The 17,725-nt window shown below is 70.0% G+C and carries 13 protein-coding genes and 1 pseudogene; 10 read left to right on the top strand and 4 right to left on the bottom strand.

From position 1 onward, the window contains the following. From AAG801_RS15645 to phoR, 7 genes and pseudogenes are all read left to right on the top strand, one after another. A pseudogene (locus AAG801_RS15645) lies at nucleotides 1-226 on the top strand (phosphate ABC transporter substrate-binding protein PstS); the annotation flags it as partial. 63 nt (nucleotides 227-289) lie between these two features. Further along, nucleotides 290-1,312, top strand: a complete 1,023-nt coding sequence (gene pstC / locus AAG801_RS15640; protein WP_341889191.1) for a phosphate ABC transporter permease PstC — start codon at nucleotides 290-292, stop codon at nucleotides 1,310-1,312. After that, a complete protein-coding gene (gene pstA, locus AAG801_RS15635; protein WP_341889190.1) occupies nucleotides 1,309-2,175 on the top strand; it encodes a phosphate ABC transporter permease PstA in 867 nt (288 codons plus the stop codon). Before pstC ends, pstA begins: the two co-directional genes overlap by 4 nt. A 10-nt stretch (nucleotides 2,176-2,185) precedes the next feature. Then, the gene (gene pstB / locus AAG801_RS15630) at nucleotides 2,186-2,971 is read left to right on the top strand and encodes a phosphate ABC transporter ATP-binding protein PstB (protein WP_341889189.1); all 786 of its coding nucleotides are present in this window, start codon (nucleotides 2,186-2,188) and stop codon (nucleotides 2,969-2,971) included. Between the two features lie 16 nt (nucleotides 2,972-2,987). Further along, the gene (gene phoU / locus AAG801_RS15625) at nucleotides 2,988-3,695 is read left to right on the top strand and encodes a phosphate signaling complex protein PhoU (protein WP_341889188.1); all 708 of its coding nucleotides are present in this window, start codon (nucleotides 2,988-2,990) and stop codon (nucleotides 3,693-3,695) included. A 10-nt stretch (nucleotides 3,696-3,705) separates the two neighbouring features. After that, complete coding sequence (phoB, locus tag AAG801_RS15620) at nucleotides 3,706-4,407, top strand: phosphate regulon transcriptional regulator PhoB (protein WP_341889187.1); 702 nt, start codon at nucleotides 3,706-3,708, stop codon at nucleotides 4,405-4,407. An 88-nt stretch (nucleotides 4,408-4,495) separates the two neighbouring features. After that, nucleotides 4,496-5,812, top strand: coding sequence for a phosphate regulon sensor histidine kinase PhoR (phoR, locus tag AAG801_RS15615; protein WP_341889186.1), 1,317 nt, complete (start codon nucleotides 4,496-4,498; stop codon nucleotides 5,810-5,812). Nucleotides 5,813-5,820: 8 nt separating this feature from the next. Here the strand turns inward: phoR and AAG801_RS15610 are convergent, their stop codons facing one another. The 4 genes from AAG801_RS15610 to trxA form a co-directional block, all read right to left on the bottom strand. Beyond that, nucleotides 5,821-7,485 carry a hypothetical protein gene (locus AAG801_RS15610; RefSeq protein ID WP_341889185.1) on the bottom strand — a complete coding sequence of 555 codons (1,665 nt, stop codon included), beginning with the start codon at nucleotides 7,483-7,485 and terminating at the stop codon, nucleotides 5,821-5,823. 100 nt (nucleotides 7,486-7,585) lie between these two features. Next, nucleotides 7,586-7,840: a type B 50S ribosomal protein L31 gene (locus tag AAG801_RS15605; protein ID WP_341889184.1), complete on the bottom strand. Its 255-nt coding sequence runs from the start codon at nucleotides 7,838-7,840 to the stop codon at nucleotides 7,586-7,588. Between the two features lie 83 nt (nucleotides 7,841-7,923). Further along, on the bottom strand, nucleotides 7,924-9,186 hold the full coding sequence (gene rho / locus AAG801_RS15600; protein ID WP_298829941.1) for a transcription termination factor Rho: 1,263 nt from the start codon (nucleotides 9,184-9,186) through the stop codon (nucleotides 7,924-7,926). A 272-nt stretch (nucleotides 9,187-9,458) separates the two neighbouring features. Beyond that, nucleotides 9,459-9,788, bottom strand: a complete 330-nt coding sequence (trxA, locus tag AAG801_RS15595) for a thioredoxin TrxA (protein ID WP_341889183.1) — start codon at nucleotides 9,786-9,788, stop codon at nucleotides 9,459-9,461. A 199-nt stretch (nucleotides 9,789-9,987) separates the two neighbouring features. On the opposite strand from trxA, the gene AAG801_RS15590 reads away from it, so the two are divergent. The 3 genes from AAG801_RS15590 (at nucleotide 9,988) to AAG801_RS15580 (ending at nucleotide 17,724) form a co-directional block, all read left to right on the top strand. Next, on the top strand, nucleotides 9,988-12,516 hold the full coding sequence (locus tag AAG801_RS15590; RefSeq protein ID WP_341889182.1) for a PD-(D/E)XK nuclease family protein: 2,529 nt from the start codon (nucleotides 9,988-9,990) through the stop codon (nucleotides 12,514-12,516). Continuing rightward, on the top strand, nucleotides 12,513-15,734 hold the full coding sequence (locus tag AAG801_RS15585) for a UvrD-helicase domain-containing protein (RefSeq protein ID WP_341889181.1): 3,222 nt from the start codon (nucleotides 12,513-12,515) through the stop codon (nucleotides 15,732-15,734). The genes AAG801_RS15590 and AAG801_RS15585 overlap by 4 nt, the downstream gene beginning before the upstream one ends. Before the next feature lie 142 nt (nucleotides 15,735-15,876). Continuing rightward, nucleotides 15,877-17,724: an HDOD domain-containing protein gene (locus AAG801_RS15580; protein WP_341889180.1), complete on the top strand. Its 1,848-nt coding sequence runs from the start codon at nucleotides 15,877-15,879 to the stop codon at nucleotides 17,722-17,724. Nucleotide 17,725 lies beyond the last annotated feature (1 nt).

The following is a 17,725-nucleotide window of genomic DNA, read 5'->3' as shown; positions in this document are numbered from 1 at the left end:
CTGGCCGATCAGCGGAGCGACCTTCATCCTGATGTACAAGACCCAGGACAAGCCGCAGAACGCCGCGAACGCGCTCAAGTTCTTCGACTGGGCCTACGCCAACGGCGACAAGATGGCGTCCGAACTCGACTACGTGCCGATGCCCGATGTCGTCAAGGCGATGGTCCGCAAGCAATGGGGCGACAACATCAAAGACGCGTCGGGCAAGGCGATCGCCTTCAAGTGATCGGCCCGACAGGCTGCGACAATCCGGGTCGATCGCTCTGACCGGCCCGGACAAGGAACCCGCATGACCGCCACCTTGCCCGCCGGCGCCTCGCTCCAGGAGACGCCCATCGAACGCCCAGGCTCCGCCGGCTCCCCACCGCCGGTTCGTCGTTTTTCCCGATGGCCGGACCTCATCTTCGCCGGCCTGGCGCTGGGTGCTGCCTGGCTGACACTGGCACTGCTGGCGGGCATCATCCTGTCGCTGGTGGTCGGGGCAGCGCCGGCGATCAAGGAATACGGCCTGAGCTTCCTGTGGCGGGCCGAGTGGGATCCGGTGCAGGACCGCTACGGCGGCCTGGTGATGATCTACGGCACGCTGATGAGCTCGTTCATCGCGCTGCTGATCGCCGTGCCGGTGAGCTTCGGCATTGCGCTGTTCCTCACCGAGCTGTCGCCGAAGTGGCTGAAGCGCCCGCTGGGCATCGCCATCGAGCTGCTGGCGGCCGTGCCGTCGATCGTCTACGGCATGTGGGGCCTGCTGGTCTTCGGCCCCATCCTGGCGACCTACGTGCAGCAGCCGCTGCAGTCGGCTTTCGGCGGCGTGCCGTTCATCGGCCAGTTGTTCCAGGGGGCACCGGTGGGTCTTGGCCTGCTGTCGGCAGGCATCATCCTGGCGATCATGGTGATCCCGTTCATCGCCTCGGTGATGCGCGACGTCTTCGAGGTCACGCCGCCGATGCTCAAGGAATCGGCCTACGGCCTGGGTTCGACCACCTGGGAGGTGGTCTACAAGGTGGTGCTGCCGTACACCAAGACCGGCGTCATCGGCGGCATCATGCTCGGTCTCGGTCGCGCGCTGGGTGAGACGATGGCCGTGACCTTCGTGATCGGCAACATGAACCAGCTGGATTCGCTGTCGCTGTTCGAAGCAGCCAACAGCATCACCTCGGCGCTGGCCAACGAATTCGCCGAGGCTGGCGAAGGCCTGCACCAAGCCTCGCTGATCTACCTCGGCCTGGTGCTTTTCTTCATCACCTTCGTGGTGCTGACGCTGTCCAAGCTGCTGCTGATGCGCCTCAAGCGCAACGAGGGGACCCGCTCATGAGCCTCGCCGGCTTCGACGCATCGCGCCTGGCGATGCACCGCGCTCGCAAGCGCACCAACGGCATCGCGCTGGTGCTGTCGCTCGCGGCGATGGCCTTCGGTGTCTTCTGGCTGGTCTGGATCCTGTTCGAGACGGTGCGGCTGGGCATCGGCGGCATTGCTCTGGCGACCTTCACCGAGATGACGCCGCCGCCGCAGGCGGAGACCGGCGGCCTGGCCAACGCCATCTTCGGCTCGCTGATGATGGTCTCCGTGGCCACGCTGATCGGCACGCCGGTGGGCATGCTCGCCGGCATCTACCTCGCCGAGTACGGCCAGAAGGGCTGGCTGGGCAACCTAACGCGCTTCATCAACGACATCCTGCTGTCGGCGCCGTCGATCGTCATCGGCCTGTTCATCTACGCGGTCGTGGTGGCGCGCTTCAAGACTTTCTCCGGCTGGGCCGGCATTCTGGCGCTGGCGCTGATCGTGATTCCGGTGGTCATCCGCACCACCGAGAACATGCTCAGCCTGATCCCGAACGCGCTGCGCGAAGCCGCGTATGCGCTGGGTGCGCCGAAGTGGAAGGTGATCATGACGATCACGCTGAAGTCGGCCCGGGCCGGCGTGGTGACCGGTGTGCTGCTGGCGGTGGCGCGCATCGCCGGCGAGACCGCGCCGCTGCTCTTCACCGCGCTGTCCAACCAGTTCTGGACCAGCAACCTCGGCGAGCCGATGGCCAGCCTTCCGGTGACGATCTTCAAGTTCGCGATGAGCCCCTACGAGAACTGGCAGAAGCTGGCCTGGGCCGGCGTCTTCCTGATCACGCTGGGCGTGCTGGCCCTGAACATCCTGGCGCGGGTGCTGTTCCGCAACAAACACTGAGAACCTCACCATGGACGTGAAAGTCAACCTGCCCGTGACCGAGAAGGTCAAGCTCTCGGTGCGCGACCTGAACTTCTACTACGGCAGCTTCCACGCGCTCAAGCGCATCAACCTCGACATTCCCGAGCGCAAGGTCACGGCCTTCATCGGCCCGTCGGGCTGCGGCAAGAGCACGCTGCTGCGCACCTTCAACCGCATGTTCGAGCTCTATCCGGAGCAGCGCGCCGAAGGGCAGATCATGCTCGACGGTGCGAACGTGCTCGACAAGAAGCTCGACGTCAGCCTGATCCGCGCGAAGATCGGCATGGTGTTCCAGAAGCCGACGCCGTTCCCGATGTCGATCTACGACAACATCGCCTTCGGCGTGCGCCTGTTCGAGAACCTGCCGCGCGTCGAGATGGACGAACGCGTCGAGTGGGCGCTGAAGAAGGCGGCGCTGTGGACCGAGGTGAAGGACAAGCTGGACCAGAGCGGCTCCGGACTGTCCGGCGGCCAGCAGCAGCGGCTGTGCATCGCACGCGGCATCGCGATCAAGCCCGAAGTTCTGCTGCTCGACGAACCCTGTTCGGCGCTGGACCCGATCTCCACCGGCAAGATCGAGGAGCTGATCACTGAACTGAAGGCCGACTACACGGTGGCCATCGTGACCCACAACATGCAGCAGGCGGCACGCTGCTCCGACTACACCGCCTACATGTACCTCGGCGACCTGATCGAGTTCGGGCCGACGTCCGAACTCTTCATGAAACCGAAGAAGAAGGACACTGAGGACTACATCACCGGTCGCTTCGGCTGACCCGGGAGCACGAGCCATGACCGAGAAACACCTCTCCACGCAGTTCGACGCCGAACTCAGCGCCATCTCGACCCGCGTGCTCGAGATGGGCGGGCTGGCCGAGTCACAGGTCGCCCAGGCGATCTACGCGCTGGTCAACTTCAGCGGCGAGACGGCCACGCAGGTCCTCAAGCAGGAAGAGCTGGTCAACCAGATGGAGGTCGAGATCGACCGCGACCTGTCGACCATCATCGCGCGGCGCCAGCCGACCGCGCGCGACCTGCGCCTGCTGATCGCGATCTCCAAGACCATCGGCAACCTCGAGCGCGTCGGCGACGAGGCGGCGCGCATCGGCCGCACGGTGCAGCGCCTGATCAACTCGGGCGTCTCGAGCCGGCTGCGCCTGCCGGCCAGCGACGTGTCGTTCGAGGCCAGCCTGGCCACCGCCTCGCTGCGCAAGGCACTCGATGCCTTCGCGCGCCTCGACGCGGTGAAGGCGCTGGAGGTCATCAAGGACGACAACCAGATCGACCAGGAATTCGATGGCCTGATGCGCAAGCTGATCACCTACATGATGGAAGACCCGCGCACCATCTCCGCCTCGATCGACCTGGTGTTCGTGGCCAAGGCGATCGAGCGCATCGGCGACCACGCCAAGAACCTGGCCGAGCAGATCATCTACATCGTCAAGGGCACCGACGTGCGCCACAACACGCTCGACGCCGTCGAGTCGATCGTCCGGTGAGGGAGCTACGATGAGCCGCGTTCTGGTGGTCGAGGACGAGGCGGCGATTGCCGAGCTGATCTCGCTGAACCTGCGCCACGCAGGCTACGAGGTGACGTTGGCGGCGAGCGCCGAGCAGGCGCAGGCGGCGGTCGATGGCGTGCTGCCCGATCTGGTGCTGCTCGACTGGATGCTGCCCGGACAGTCCGGCCTGGCGCTCGCACGACGCTGGCGCGGCGACGCGCGCACGCGCGAGTTGCCGATCATCATGCTCACCGCGCGCGCCGATGAATCCGACAAGGTGGCCGGGCTCGACGCCGGCGCCGACGACTACCTCGCCAAGCCGTTCTCGACCAACGAGCTGATGGCGCGTATTCGCGCGGTGCTGCGCCGCAAGGCGCCCGAGGCGCTTGACTCCGCGGTCGAGGTCGGCGGGTTGCGGCTCGACCCGGGCACGCGGCGCGTCTCGCGCGGCGACGTCGAACTCAAGCTCGGCCCCACCGAGTTCCGCCTGCTGCACTTCCTGATGACGCACCCGGAGCGGGTGCACAGCCGCGCGCAGCTGCTCGACCGCGTCTGGGGCGACCATGTCTTCATCGAGGAACGCACGGTCGACGTGCATGTCAAGCGGCTGCGCGAGGCGCTGTCGCCGGCCAACTGCGCGCAGATGGTCGAGACCGTGCGCGGTGCCGGCTACAGACTGACCCAGCAGGTCGCGGCGCCGTCGGCATGAAGAGCGGGCCGAGCGCCGGGCCGCTCCCAAGCCGGCCCGCCATCCCCTCGGGGGATCGGCCGACGTACCCGTGGGGCGAGGGGCAGTCATGAACTGGCTGCTGCCCCGATTGGCGGCCGGCGTGCTGGCCATGCTGGCGGGCGGCTTCCTGGGCTTCATCGCCTCGAACGTCGAGCACACCGTGGTCTGGCGGGTGCTCGCCGGCGGCGGCATCGGCGTGGCCATCGCGGCGATGCTCGACACCGCGCGGGGCTACCGGCTGATCAACTGGCTGCGCGGCAGCCAGGAACAGCAGGCACCGCGCGATGCCGGCTTCTGGGGCGAACTCGGCTACCGTGTCGAGCGCTCGATCCGCCTGCGCGAGCAGGGGCTGGCCCAGGAGCGGCTGAGGCTCGAGCAGTTCCTCTCGGCGATCGAGGCCTCGCCCAACGGCGTGCTGATGCTCGACCAGAACGACCAGATCGTCTGGTGCAACTCGGTGTCTGCCGATCATTTCGGTCTGGACCCGCAACGCGACCGGCGCCAGCGCATCACCAACCTCGTGCGCTCGCCGGCCTTCGTGGCCTACCTGCAGCAGGCCGACTATCCCGAGACGGTGAACTTCCCCAACCCGCGCGGCGACGGCACCTTGTCGGTACTGCTGCGACCCTACGGCGACGGGATGAAGCTGGTGCTGTCGCAGGACATCACCGATCGCGAACGCAACGAGGCAATGCGCCGCGACTTCGTCGCCAACGTGTCGCACGAGATGCGCACGCCGCTGACCGTGCTGGCCGGCTTCATCGAGACGATGGACAACCTGCCGCTCACGGAGGTCGAGCGCAAGCGCGTGCTCGAGCTGATGGGGCAGCAGACCAGACGCATGCAGACCATCGTCAGCGATCTGCTGACACTCGCGCAGCTCGAGGGCAGCCCTCGGCCTGCGGCGGACCGCTGGGTGGCGCTGGCGCCGCTGCTGGTGCAGGTGGAGGCCGATGCGCGGGCGCTGTCCGGCGGGCGCCACGAGGTGAGCGTGGCAGCGGTCGGCAGCGTCGAGCTGGCCGGCGCGCAGAGTGAACTGCTCAGCGCGATCAACAACCTGGTGAGCAATGCCGTGCGCTACACGCCCGCGGGAGGGCGCATCGACGTGAGCTGGTGCGTGCTCGAGGATGGCAGCGGTGAGCTGGTGGTCAGCGACACCGGCGTGGGCATCGCGCGCGAGCACATTCCGCGGCTCACCGAGCGCTTCTACCGCGTCGACGGCAGCCGCTCGCGCGACACCGGAGGCACCGGTCTCGGCCTGTCGATCGTCAAGCACGTCGTGCAGCGGCACGGCGCCGAGCTCGACATCCAGAGCGAGCCGGGCAAGGGCTCGCGATTCCGCCTGATCTTCCCAGCAGCGCGCCTGCGCGGTGCGGCAGCCTGACTCGCAGGTCAGCGCGACGCTGGCTTGCGCTGGTAGATGATCGTGATGTCCTGGCGGTCGGTCGGCCGTGCGATGCGAGCCACCGGGCGCCAACCGGGCAGCTCGGCGGTGGCATCGTGCGGTGTCTGCGAGATCAGCAGCACCTCGCAAGGCGACAGCTCCGCCGGTGTGATTGCGTCCACGCGATAGCCGCCCATCGCCTCCAGTGCAGCCAGCAGCGCGCGCGGCGATTGCGGCGCCGCAATGCAGGCCTCGCGCGGCACATGGGGTGCGATGCGCTCGAGCAGCGCACGATAGCTGCGTGCATGGTCGAGCAGCGGCAGCCACAGCGTCATCAGCAGCAGCCAGCACACCGCCACGCCACCGGCTGGCAGCACCAGGCTCTTCCACAGCGGATGGCGGTGGCGGCCGGTGCGCCATCGAACCAGCCACATCCAGGCCAGCGTGCCCCCGAGCGCGACGAGCAGTGCCAGCAGTGAGAACGCAGGCCGGAACTCCGGCGCGAGCCGGGCGATGTTGGCCGCCGGCTTGGCCGGGAAGCCGGTATGCAGCGAGGCGTAGATGACCCAGATGGCCAGCACGCAGATGCTGAAGAAGAACACCGAGAACCAGTCGATGGCGGCCGCGGTGCTGCGTTGCAGCGTGGGCAGTGCGAACGCCGCGAGCACGGCCAATGCCGGCAGTGCAAGCATCAGCGCACGGTCCGAACCTCCCATCGCCAGGCAGGCGAGCCCGGTGGTCAGCGCGCAGCCCAGCGGCACCGAGATGTGTCGGTGCAGCAGGTGGGAGTGCCAGCGCCACAGCGTCCACAGCGCCAGCGGCCACGCCGGCCAGGTGAACCACGCCAGCAGCCGCAGCGTGCTCAGCGGATGAAGCGAAGCCACGTCGGCCACCCGCCAGCCCCAGGCACCGAGCGCCGTGCCCAGAGCCACGGCGATCAGGCCGGCGCCGACGACCCACCAAGACGTGGTGCGCACCTGGGCGTAGGTCGAGCGTGCGCAGATTGCCGTGCCAACCACGGCCAGCGCGACGGCGATGGCCGGCGCGCCGCTGGAGGCCATCACGGGCAGCGCGATCAGTGCCGCCGCGCGCGAGCGGCCCTTGCGGTACGGGCCGGCTGCCAGCGCATAGAGGAACAGCGAGGCACCGGCGAGCTGCACCAGTTCCGGTGTGGTCTCATGGCCGAGCTGCAGCAGGCCCAGCGTCGCCATCACCGCCAGCACCGCGCCGTCGGCGATGGCGCGTGCGTAGTCGATGGAGTTCGCCTCGCCGCCGAAGGCGAAGGCCAGCGGCTGCGCGGCTTCCGTGCGCGCCAGGTGGTAGGTGGCGTACCAGGTCATCACCAGCACCATCACCAGCAGCAGCGCGAACGGGATGCGCGCGGCCAGCGCCGGGTCGATCCAGGGGCCGAACAAGCGGATGAAGGCGGCCCCCAGCCAGTAGGGCACCAGGGCGCCGTCGGCGGGCAGTCCGGCCAGGGCGGGCGACAGCCACCCGGCACGCCCGCTGGCGATCGCGGCCATGTGGCCGAAGGCGCTGAGGTCGGCGTTCTTCCAGGGGTCGCGACCGAACAGCCCGGGCAGCACGTAGGCCGCGCAGAACAGCAGCAGGGCCACACGCGGCAGCCGCTGTGCGGCGCGCTGGGTGACGAGCGCAGGGTTCGGGGAGTTCAACGGATCTCGGGTTTCCGGGGCAGCGAATCATGCAGCAAGTTCGCCGCAGACAACAAAAAGGCAGCCGAAGCTGCCTTTGTACCGAAGTCCGTGACGAGGATCACTTCTTCAGGTGCGCGAACTTGTTGCGGAACTTCTCGACACGGCCGCCCAGCGAGTCCACGCTCTTCTGCGTGCCGGTGTAGAACGGGTGCGATTCGCTGGTGGTTTCCAGCTTCACCAGCGGCAGTTCGCGGCCGTCGTCCATCTTGGTGGTTTCCTTCGTCTGCACGGTCGAACGCGTGACGAACTTGAAGCCGTTGGACAGGTCCACGAAGCAGACGTCGCGGTAGCTGGGGTGAATGCCTTCTTTCATGACTTGCCTTTGCGCTGTGATCTCGGGAGCCACGCCGAACCTTTCGACGCACTTTCCGACGCTGGAAAACCGCGGAGTATAACCTAGCCGCCTCGACGCATCATGTCGAAGAAGTCGAGGTTGTTCTTGGACTGCTTCATCTTGTCGAGGATGAACTCCATCGCCTCGATCTCGTCCATGTTGTAGAGCAGCTTGCGCAGGATCCAGGTCTTCTGCAGGATTTCCGGCTTGAGCAGCAACTCCTCGCGGCGCGTGCCCGACTTGTTGATCAGGATCGAGGGGTAGACACGCTTCTCGGCCATGCGTCGATCGAGGTGGATCTCGCAGTTGCCGGTGCCCTTGAACTCCTCATAGATCACCTCGTCCATGCGGCTGCCGGTGTCGATCAGCGCGGTGCCGATGATGGTCAACGAGCCGCCTTCCTCGACATTGCGGGCCGCGCCGAAGAAGCGCTTCGGGCGCTGCAGCGCGTTGGCGTCGACCCCGCCGGTCAGCACCTTACCCGAGGAGGGCAGCACGTTGTTGTAGGCGCGGGCCAGGCGGGTGATCGAGTCGAGCAGGATCACCACGTCCTTCTTCAGTTCGACCAGGCGCTTGGCGCGCTCGATCACCATCTCGGCCACCTGCACGTGGCGTGCCGCAGGCTCGTCGAAGGTCGAGCTGATGACCTCACCGCGCACCGTGCGCACCATCTCGGTCACCTCCTCGGGCCGCTCGTCGACGAGCAGCACGATCAGGTAGACATCGGGGTGGTTCGCGACGATCGCGTGCGCGATGTGCTGCATCATCACCGTCTTGCCGGTCTTCGGCTGCGCGACGAGCAGGGCACGCTGGCCTTTGCCGATCGGTGCGATCAGGTCGATGATGCGCCCGGTGATGTTCTCTTCCGACTTGATCTCGCGTTCGAGCTTGAACTGTTCCTTGGGGAACAGCGGCGTCAAGTTCTCGAACATGATCTTGTGCTTGCTCTCCTCCGGGGTCAGGCCGTTGACACGGTCGACCTTGACGAGCGCGAAGTAGCGCTCGCCGTCCTTCGGAACCCTGACTTCACCTTCGACGGCGTCGCCGGTGTGCAGGTTGAAGCGGCGGATCTGGCTCGGGCTGAGGTAGATGTCGTCGGTCGACGCCATGTAGCTCGCGTCCGGCGAGCGCAGGAAGCCGAAGCCGTCGGGCAGCACTTCGAGCACGCCATCGCCGAAGACCTGCTCGCCGCCCTTGGCGCGCTTCTTCATGATCGCGAACATCAGCTCCTGCTTGCGCATGCGGGCGACGTTCTCGATCTCGAGTCCTTCGCCCATCTTGATGAGCTCGGAGACGTGGAGCGCTTTCAGTTCGGAAAGATGCATGGGTGAACACCCTGGGGTGATGTGTCGAGCGCCGCGCCAAGGGCGAACGACCGGAGTCTCGGCCCACCGCCCGAGCCCGCCTTCATGTCCGGCGGCCTGGGCCTGCGTCTGGGAATGCGGAACGCTGGGGTGGGGGCCGAACCCACGCGACGCCCGTTCGGGCTGGAGGACGCGCCCGTCGTTCGGTACGCGTGCCCCCGTGCGTGGTGGCTGGATTTCCTGCGACGCGGGCCGGCAACTCGTGGAGCCGGCCCTTGCTGCGATTCAGGAAATTATAGATGACCGTCGAGGAAGGCCGTCAATTGGGCTTTCGGCAAGGCGCCGACCTTGGTGGCGGCGAGCTCGCCACCCTTGAACAGCATCAGCGTCGGGATGCCGCGGATGCCGTACTTGGCCGGCGTGGCGGTGTTCTCGTCGACGTTCATCTTCACGATGCGCAGGCGACCGCCGTAGTCCTTCGACACTTCGTCGAGGATGGGGGCGATCATCTTGCAGGGGCCGCACCATTCGGCCCAGTAGTCGACCAGCACGGGCGTGTCGGACTGCAGGACGTCGCTCTCGAAAGAGGCGTCGGAGGTGTGTTTGATCAGTTCGCTGCTCATTGAAGGGTCCTTCGGCAAACGCCACGCGAGCCGGGGCGGCAAGGCACAATGATTCTGACACAAAGACCCGCCCGTCGCCGGGCGTGAGGCCGCCGTTCCCTCTATGGCCGCGATAGCGCGCATCCCTCTCGAAATCGGCCCTGAAGGCCCGTGGCGGGCATTGGCGTGCCAGGTCGAACGCTGGGCTGCAGCCGAGTCCGTGCCGCTGCGCGACGTCGTGCTGCTGCTGCCCTTTACGCAGTTGCTGCCGTTGGCCAGACTGGCCTTCGCGCGAGCCGGCGGCTGGCAGCCGCGCATCGAGACCACCCAGACACTGGCGGTATCGCTGGGCCCGGCGCCAGTGGTGCAGGCGCAGCAACTGAGCTTCGACACGGCGGCCGATCGACTCGGCGCTGCCCGGCTGCTGCGCACGCAGGCCAACGGGGCCGCCTGGGCGCGCGACGACCCGCGGCGTTTCGACCGCACCGTGGCGGCCGTCGTGCAGACCGCCCAGGCACTCGCCCGCGCCGCGTTCGCATTGGCGCCTGCGCAGCGCCCGGCTCACTGGGCGGCGGCCCGCGCGCTGCTGTCTCCCATGGGCGGGCCGGGCGCGCAGCAGCGCTGGCTGGCCCGTGTGGCGCTGGAGTGGGCGGCGCAATGCGACGCGCCGCAGACCGATCGCCTGTTCGAGATGCACCCGGCTGCGTGGGTCGTGCTGCAGGCCGGTGGTGCCGATGCGCTCGTCGAGTCCCTGGTCAACGCGGCCGGCGACGTGCCGGCACTGATCGTCGATGCCGATGCCGCCGCGCTGCGTGTAGCCGCAGTGGCCGCCGCGCCGGCGCTCGTCCGCTGCGACGGCTTCGAGGACGAGGCCCAGCGCACGGTGGCCACCGTGCTGCAGCACCTGGGCCGCAACGAGTGGCCGGTGGCGCTCATCGGGCTGGATCGCCAGCTGGTGCGCCGGGTGCGCGCGCTGCTGGAGCACGCCCAGGTGCCGCTGGCCGACGAGAACGGCTGGACCTTGTCCACCACGCGCGCCGGCGCGCAGGTGATGGCGCTGCTGCGTGCTGCGGCACCGCGCGCCGGCAGCGACGCACTGTTCGACTGGCTGAAGACGCTGCCGCCGTGGCCCGGACTCGACCCCACCGGTGCCGTGCTGCGCGAGCTGGAGCGGCGCTGCCGGCGGTTGGCCGTGGCGCGGATCGACCGCATCGCCGTGTTGCCGCTCGACGGCGAGCCGGCCGCGCTGCGTGATGCGGTGATGGCCGGGCTGGCACGGCTGCGCGCACCGCGGCTCGGCGTGAACGAATGGCTCGATCGTCTGCGTGAGGTTCTGCAGGTCAGCGGGGCGTGGGACGCGCTGGCCGCCGACCGTGCCGGGCAGGCAGTGCTGCAGGCTCTGCGCTGGCTGCCGGGGCGTACCGCCGGTGCCGTCTGGCAGGACGTGACGCGCCAATCGGTGCTGCGCTTCGACGACTTCGTGAGCTGGGTCGATGCCGTGCTCGAGGGCGAGACCTTCATGCCCCAGGGGCCTGCCGCCGAGCAGGCGCGTGTCGTGGTCACGCCGCTGGCGCGGGCGATGCTGCGCCCCTTCGCGGCCGTGGTGTGCCCGGGTGCGGACGAGCGCCACCTGGGTGCTGCGCCTGCTTCTCACCCGCTGCTGTCGGACGCAGAACTGGCGGCGCTCGGCCTGCCGAACCGTGCCGACCGGCTGCAGCGCGAATCGCTCGCCCTGGTGCAGGTGCTGACCCAGCCGCGCGTGAGCTTCCTGCGCCGGCATGTCGACGCCGGTGGCGAGCCGCTGGCGGACAGCCCGCTGCTGCAGCGGCTCGCGCTCGATCTGGCCGACCGGGGCCGTGCGCTGGCCAGCCCGCCCGATCCTCGCGAGGCCCGCGCCTCGCGCGCACAGCCCGTCGCGCGCCCCATGCCGGTGGCGGCTGTGCACTTGCCCACACGCCTGTCCGCCAGCGCCGTCGAGGCGCTGCGCGATTGCCCCTACCGCTTCTTCGCGCGCCACGTGCTCGGCCTGCGCGAAGACGACGAACTGGAGGCCGAGCTCGAGAAGCGCGACTACGGCACCTGGCTGCACGCCGTGCTGATGCGTTTCCACATGCAGCGCGAGGCGCCCGGGTCCATCGCGGACGAATCCGCCCGGCTGCAGGCGGTTGCCAGCGAACTGCGCCAGGAGATGGCGCTGCCGGACGACCAGTTCCTGCCCTTTGCCGCCTCGTTCGCGCGCCTCGTGCCGCGCTACCTCGACTGGCTGCATCGCCGCGATGCCGCCGGCGCGCAGTGGCTGGCCGGCGAGCGCGACTGCAGCATCCAGCCCGAGGCGCTCGCTGGCATCGAGCTGCAAGGGCGTATCGATCGGATCGACCGCGTCGGCCACGGCAGCGCACTGCAGCTGATCGACTACAAGACCAGCGCTGCCGACACGCTGAAGGAGCGAGTCAGGCAGCCCTTCGAGGACACCCAGCTCGCCTTCTACGCCGCGCTGCTCGCGCCGGAGGCGGACGCGCCGCTGCAGGCGAGCTACGTGCTGCTCGACAGCGGCGACGGCATCGGCGAGCTGGAACATCCCAACGTGAAGGACTCGGCCGTGGTGCTGGTGCGAGAACTCGGTGCCGAGATGGCACGGCTGCGCGCGGGCGCGCCACTGCCGGCGCTGGGCGAAGGCAGCACCTGCGACTACTGCGAGGCCCGCGGCCTGTGCCGGCGCGACCACTGGCCCGACGGAGCGCCAGCGTGACGCCCGCGTACCGGGCCGACGGCGCCGAGGTCTCGCGCGAGGCCTTCTACGCGCTGGCCTGCGACCCGCGGCGCAGCGTCGTCGTGGAGGCCTGCGCCGGCGCGGGCAAGACCTGGATGCTGGTGTCGCGTATCGTGCGCGCGCTGCTCGACGGCGCCCAGCCGCAGGAGATCCTCGCCATCACCTTCACGCGCAAGGCCGCCGGCGAGATGCGCGAGCGGCTCGACCAGTGGCTGCGCGAGTTCGCCGACCCGGCGATGGACGCGGCCGGACGCATCGCGCAACTGCGCGCCCGCGGCGTGCCCGAGGCCCAGGCCGTGCAGCTCGCCGGTGCGCTGGGCGGCCTGCAGCGCCGCCTGCTCGACGCCGGGCGCGCGGTCGAGGTGCGCACCTTCCACGCCTGGTTCGCTCAGCTGCTGAAGGCCGCGCCCTACGAACTGCTCGACGAGATCGGCATCGACCCCGACGGCGAACTGCTGCAGGAGCTGGACGACCACCGCAGCGAGATCCTGCGGCGCTTCCACGCCGCGCTGCTCGGCGACGAACCGCGGCGTGGCGACTTCGAGGCGCTGATCGCTGCGCGTGGCCGCAGCCAGGCGGCGAAGTGGTTCGATGCGGTTCTCGCCAAGCGTGTCGAGCTCGAACTGGCCGACCGTGAGGGCACCCTGGAAGGCAGCGTGGCGCCGGCGGTGCCCGAGGGTTCGCCCGAGCCGCGCGCCGAGCTGGGCACGGCGGCGTGGCGCGACGATCTGGTGCGGCTGGCCGGGGCGCTGTCGCGCGGTGGCAAGAAGGCGGTCGATGCATCGGCCGAACTGCTGCAGGCGCTCGACCTCGCGGCCGACGCCCCGCGCTTCGAAGCCGTGTGGGCGGCTCTGTTCACGCAGAAGGACGATCCGCGCAAGCTCGGCGACGTGGAAGGCCTGGCCGCCACCCAGCGCGCGCTGGAGACCCTCGCCGCGCGCCAGTACCAGCACGAGTGCCACCTCGAGCACGCCCGCATGGTGCGCTTGTCGCGTGTGCTGCTGGTCAGCTACGCGGGCTTCAAGCGCGAGCGCGGCCTGCTCGACATGAACGACCTCGAGCACGGCGCGCTGGCGCTGCTGCGCGACGCCACGCTGGCCGGCTGGGTGCAGGAGCGGCTCGACGCGCGCATCCGCCACGTGCTGATCGACGAGTTCCAGGACACCAGCCCGCTGCAGTGGCACGCGCTGCACGCCTGGCTGGCGGCCTATGCCGGCGCCGGCGGCGGCGCCAGCGGCCAGCGTGCGCCGGCGCTGTTCGTCGTCGGCGACCCGAAGCAGAGCATCTACCGTTTCCGACGGGCCGAGCCGCGTGTCTTTGGCGCGGTGCGCGAGTTCGTCGTCGAGGCGCTCGGCGGCTGTGTGCTCGAGTGCGACCACACGCGGCGCAACGAGCCAGCCGTGCTGGCGGCGCTCAACGCCGTGTTCGAGCAGGCGCAATCGGCCGGCGAGATCGACGGCTACCGGGCGCACACCACCGAGTCGGCCGACCACGGCGCGCCTGCACTGTGGATGCTGCCGCGCGTGCCGCGGCCGCCGGATGCAGCTCGCGGCGCGGCGGCGGGCACCGAGCCGCCCGTCTGGCGTGACAGCCTCACCCAGCCGCGCCACGAGCCCGAAGAGGAGCGTCGTGCCGAGGAGGCGCGACGCGTGGCGCAGGCGATCCGCGCCCAGATCGACGCTGGCATCGACCCGGCGCAGGTGATGGTGCTGTGCCGCAAGCGCGCGCCGCTGCGCCTGCTCGCCGAAGCGCTCAAGCGCTGCCACGTGCCGCACGTGGCGGTCGATGAGGCCTCGCTGATCGAGTCCACCGAGGCGCAGGACCTGGTGGCGATGATCGACGCCCTGGTCTCGCCGCAGCACCGCCTGTCGCTGGCGCGCGCACTGCGCAGCCCGCTGTTCGACGCTGGCGACGACGATCTGCTGCAGCTCGCGCAGCGCTCCGCCCCCGATGGCGACTGGTGGCGGGCGCTGCTGGACTTCGACGGCGCCGGCCCGGCCCTGCAGCGCGCCCGCCGCCTGCTGCCGGCCTGGCAGCAAGCGGCGCGTGAGCTGCCGCCACACGATCTGCTCGACCGCATCGTCGCCGAGGGCGCGTTGCGTGAGCGGCTTGCCACGCGTGTGCCGGCGGCGCAGCGCGCGACCGCGCTGGCCACCGTCGACGCGCTGCTGGCCCAGGCGCTCGAACTCGACGGCGGCCGCTACGCCACGCCCTACGGCTTCGTGCGTGCGCTCAGGCGACGCACGATCACCGTGCCGGTGCCCGACCTCGGCGGCGCGGTGCGCCTGCTCACGGTCCACGGGGCGAAGGGGCTGGAGGCCGACGTCGTCTTCGTGATGGACGCCGACCCCGAGCCGGCCCGACCCGAGATGGCCTCGCTGCTGGTCGACTGGCCGGTGCAGGCCGACGCGCCGCGGCGCTGCGCCTTCGTCTACAGCGAGAGCCGGGCGCCGGCCGAGTTGGCCGATACGCTCGCCGCGGAGCAGCGCTCGCGCCGCCGCGAGGAGCTCAACGCGCTGTACGTGTCGATGACACGCGCGCGGCGCCGGCTCGTCTTCAGCGCCACGCAGCCGCGGCCGCGGCAGAGCGCACCGGCCAGCTGGTGGCAGCGTGTCGAGGCACTCGCGTCACCCTGGCCGCTGCACGAGGAGGCGGACGCCATCGCTCGTGCCGAGCCGCTGCCGCAGGTGCTCGAGCTGCCACGCTGGACACCGCCGCCGCAGGCCGAGCCCGTGCCGCCGCAGGAGGAGAGCGCCGCCTCGCGCCTCGGCCGGGCGGTGCATCGCGTGCTCGAATGGCACAGCGGTAACGGCGGCGAACTGGCGGCGCTGGCCGGTGCGGCGGCGGCCGAGTTCGGCACCGTGGCCGAGGAGGTCGGCCGCATTGCCGGGCGCATCCTGGCCAGCCCGGCGTGTGCGCGCTTCTTCGATGCGGCGGCGCTGCGCTGGGCCGGCAACGAGGTGCCGGTGGCGCTGGACGGCACGGTGCTGCGCATCGACCGCCTCGTCCGCCTCGACGAAGACGGTACCGACACCTGGTGGGTGCTCGACTACAAGCTGCAGCACCGCCCCGAGGAACTCGGCGCGTACCACGAGCAGCTGGCCGCCTACCGCGCCGCGGTGATGCAGGCGCAGCCCGGCGCCCGTGTGCGCAGCGCCTTCATCGCCGGTGACGGGCGGCTGGTCGAGTCGGCCTGAACCGCCGTCGCACCAGCTTCGGCCGCGCGAATCGGCGCTCGGCGTGGCGAAGCGCACGATTGGCCGGGTTTCGGACCGCTGATCATCGCTTCGGGGGCCGGTGGCGTCGCTTCCAATCACCTGACGTCACCCGCTACGCCCGATGGCCACGCCTGCCACGCCCGCCACTGCTGCCGCCAGATCCAGTCCGACACGCGCGTTCGGCCGCTTCGAGCTGCGCCAGTTGCTCGGCAAGAGCCAGGGCACGATGGCCTGGCTCGCCTTCGACCCGCGCCTGGGCCAGGAGGTGATGCTGACGCTGCCGCGCGTGCAGCCGGCCGATGCCGCCGCGCTCGAGGCGCGCGTGCGCGAAATGAAGCAGGCCGCGCGGCTGAACCACCCGAACCTGGCGCATGTCGTCGAGGTCGGCGTGCAGGACCATTGGCCCTACGTGGCCTGCGACCGCACGCTCGGCGTCACGCTGGGCGAATGGCTGGCGGCGCAGCCGCGGCCGGCGCCGATGGACGTGGTGGCGCTGCTGTGCCAGGCGCTGCAGGGGCTGGCCTTCGCCCACGACTCGGGCGTCGTGCATGGCGACATCCAGCTGCACACCGTGCTGGTCAGCCCGCAGGGGCAGGCGCGCGTGGCCGCGCTGGCGGCGCTCGACCTGGCCGCTCCTGCCGCGGCGGAAGGCGCTGCGAGCGAGCGCGGCATGCCGCTGGACGCCGGCGCCTTGCGCGCTCAACGCGACGGCGCGCAGCGCGACGTGCTGGCGTTCGGCGTGCTGCTCCATCAACTGCTGTCCGGCGCGCCGGTGCTCGACGAGGCCGACGTTGCCGCGGTGATCGCGCGCATGGCGCCGCAAGGCCGCGACCTGGTGCGCCTGCCGTGGTCGACGCCGCAGCCGGTGCCCGAAGGCCTGCGCGCCATCGCCAACCGCTGCACCGCCACGCAGGAACGGCAGCGCTATCACAGCGCCCGCACCTTGCTGCGCGCGCTGGAGGGCTGGCGCGAGGTCGAGGCCCAGGGGCAGGGCGATCCGATCGCGCTGCTGATCGACCGGCTGCGCAGCGTCGGCCATCTGCCGGCGCTGCCGGGCATCTCGCGGCGCATCGCGCGGTTGTCGTTCACCGACACCCAGCGCACCGACGAGATCGCCGAGCAGCTGCTGCAGGACCTGGCACTGAGCTTCGAGCTGCTGCGCACCGTCAACTCGGCGCAGGTGCGCGGCACGCAGATGGCCGGCAGCGGCCCGGTGCTGACGCTGCGCCGCGCGCTGGCGCTGCTCGGCGTCGACGGCGTGCGCACGGCTGCCAATTCGCTGCGCCACTGGCCCGGGCCGATGACCGAGGAAGCCGCCGCGACGATGGCGCGGCTGATGAACGTCGTTCGCCTGTGCGGGCATGCTGCGCAAGCGCTGCGCCCGCCGGGCTACGATCCGGAGGTCGTTTACCTGGTGGCGGCGCTGCAGAACCTCGGCCGGCTGCTGGTGCAGTACCACTTCCCCGAAGAGTCGGAGCAGATCCGCCAGCTGATGCAGCCGGTGCCGCCGGCGCAGCCGGGGGGAGCAGAGCATCCGGGCATGAGCGAGGAGTCCGCCGCGTACGCGGTGCTCGGCGCCGACATCGAATCGATCGGCGCCGCCGTGGCGCGCCATTGGGGCCTCGGCGACGAGGTGCAGCACATGATCCGCCGATTGCCGGTCAACAAGCCGGTGCGCCATCCGGACAGCGATGCCGACATGCTGCGTGCCGCTGCCAGCGCGGCCAACGAAGCGGTCGATGCGATGACACGCCTGCCCACGCCGCGCATCGGCCCGGCGCTGGCGCATGTCGCGCAGCGCTATGCGCGCGTGCTGGAGCTGAGCCCGAAGGAACTGCAGGAAGCGCTGCAGGGCGCGCGCGCGTCGCTCAACAGCGGCGTCGCCGCCGCGGCCATGCCGCGCACCGTCACCCCGGGCGGTGAGGGTGGCTCCGACACCGCGACGCAGATGGCCGGCGGTACCGCTTGAG

The organism is Variovorax sp. YR752 (assembly GCF_943372545.1).
The sequence above is the reverse complement of the archived record's forward strand: the minus strand, read 5'-3'. Positions and strand labels throughout refer to the sequence as shown.

Excerpts from the sequence above, each read along its gene's own strand:
- pstC (WP_341889191.1), top strand. The coding sequence starts at position 290 with ATGACCGCCACCTTGCCCGCCGGCGCCTCGCTCCAGGAGACGCCCATC.
- pstA (WP_341889190.1), top strand. The coding sequence starts at position 1,309 with ATGAGCCTCGCCGGCTTCGACGCATCGCGCCTGGCGATGCACCGCGCT.
- pstB (WP_341889189.1), top strand. The coding sequence starts at position 2,186 with ATGGACGTGAAAGTCAACCTGCCCGTGACCGAGAAGGTCAAGCTCTCG.
- phoU (WP_341889188.1), top strand. The coding sequence starts at position 2,988 with ATGACCGAGAAACACCTCTCCACGCAGTTCGACGCCGAACTCAGCGCC.
- phoB (WP_341889187.1), top strand. The coding sequence starts at position 3,706 with ATGAGCCGCGTTCTGGTGGTCGAGGACGAGGCGGCGATTGCCGAGCTG.
- phoR (WP_341889186.1), top strand. The coding sequence starts at position 4,496 with ATGAACTGGCTGCTGCCCCGATTGGCGGCCGGCGTGCTGGCCATGCTG.
- AAG801_RS15605 (WP_341889184.1), bottom strand. The coding sequence starts at position 7,840 with ATGAAAGAAGGCATTCACCCCAGCTACCGCGACGTCTGCTTCGTGGAC.
- rho (WP_298829941.1), bottom strand. The coding sequence starts at position 9,186 with ATGCATCTTTCCGAACTGAAAGCGCTCCACGTCTCCGAGCTCATCAAG.
- trxA (WP_341889183.1), bottom strand. The coding sequence starts at position 9,788 with ATGAGCAGCGAACTGATCAAACACACCTCCGACGCCTCTTTCGAGAGC.
- AAG801_RS15580 (WP_341889180.1), top strand. The coding sequence starts at position 15,877 with ATGGCCACGCCTGCCACGCCCGCCACTGCTGCCGCCAGATCCAGTCCG.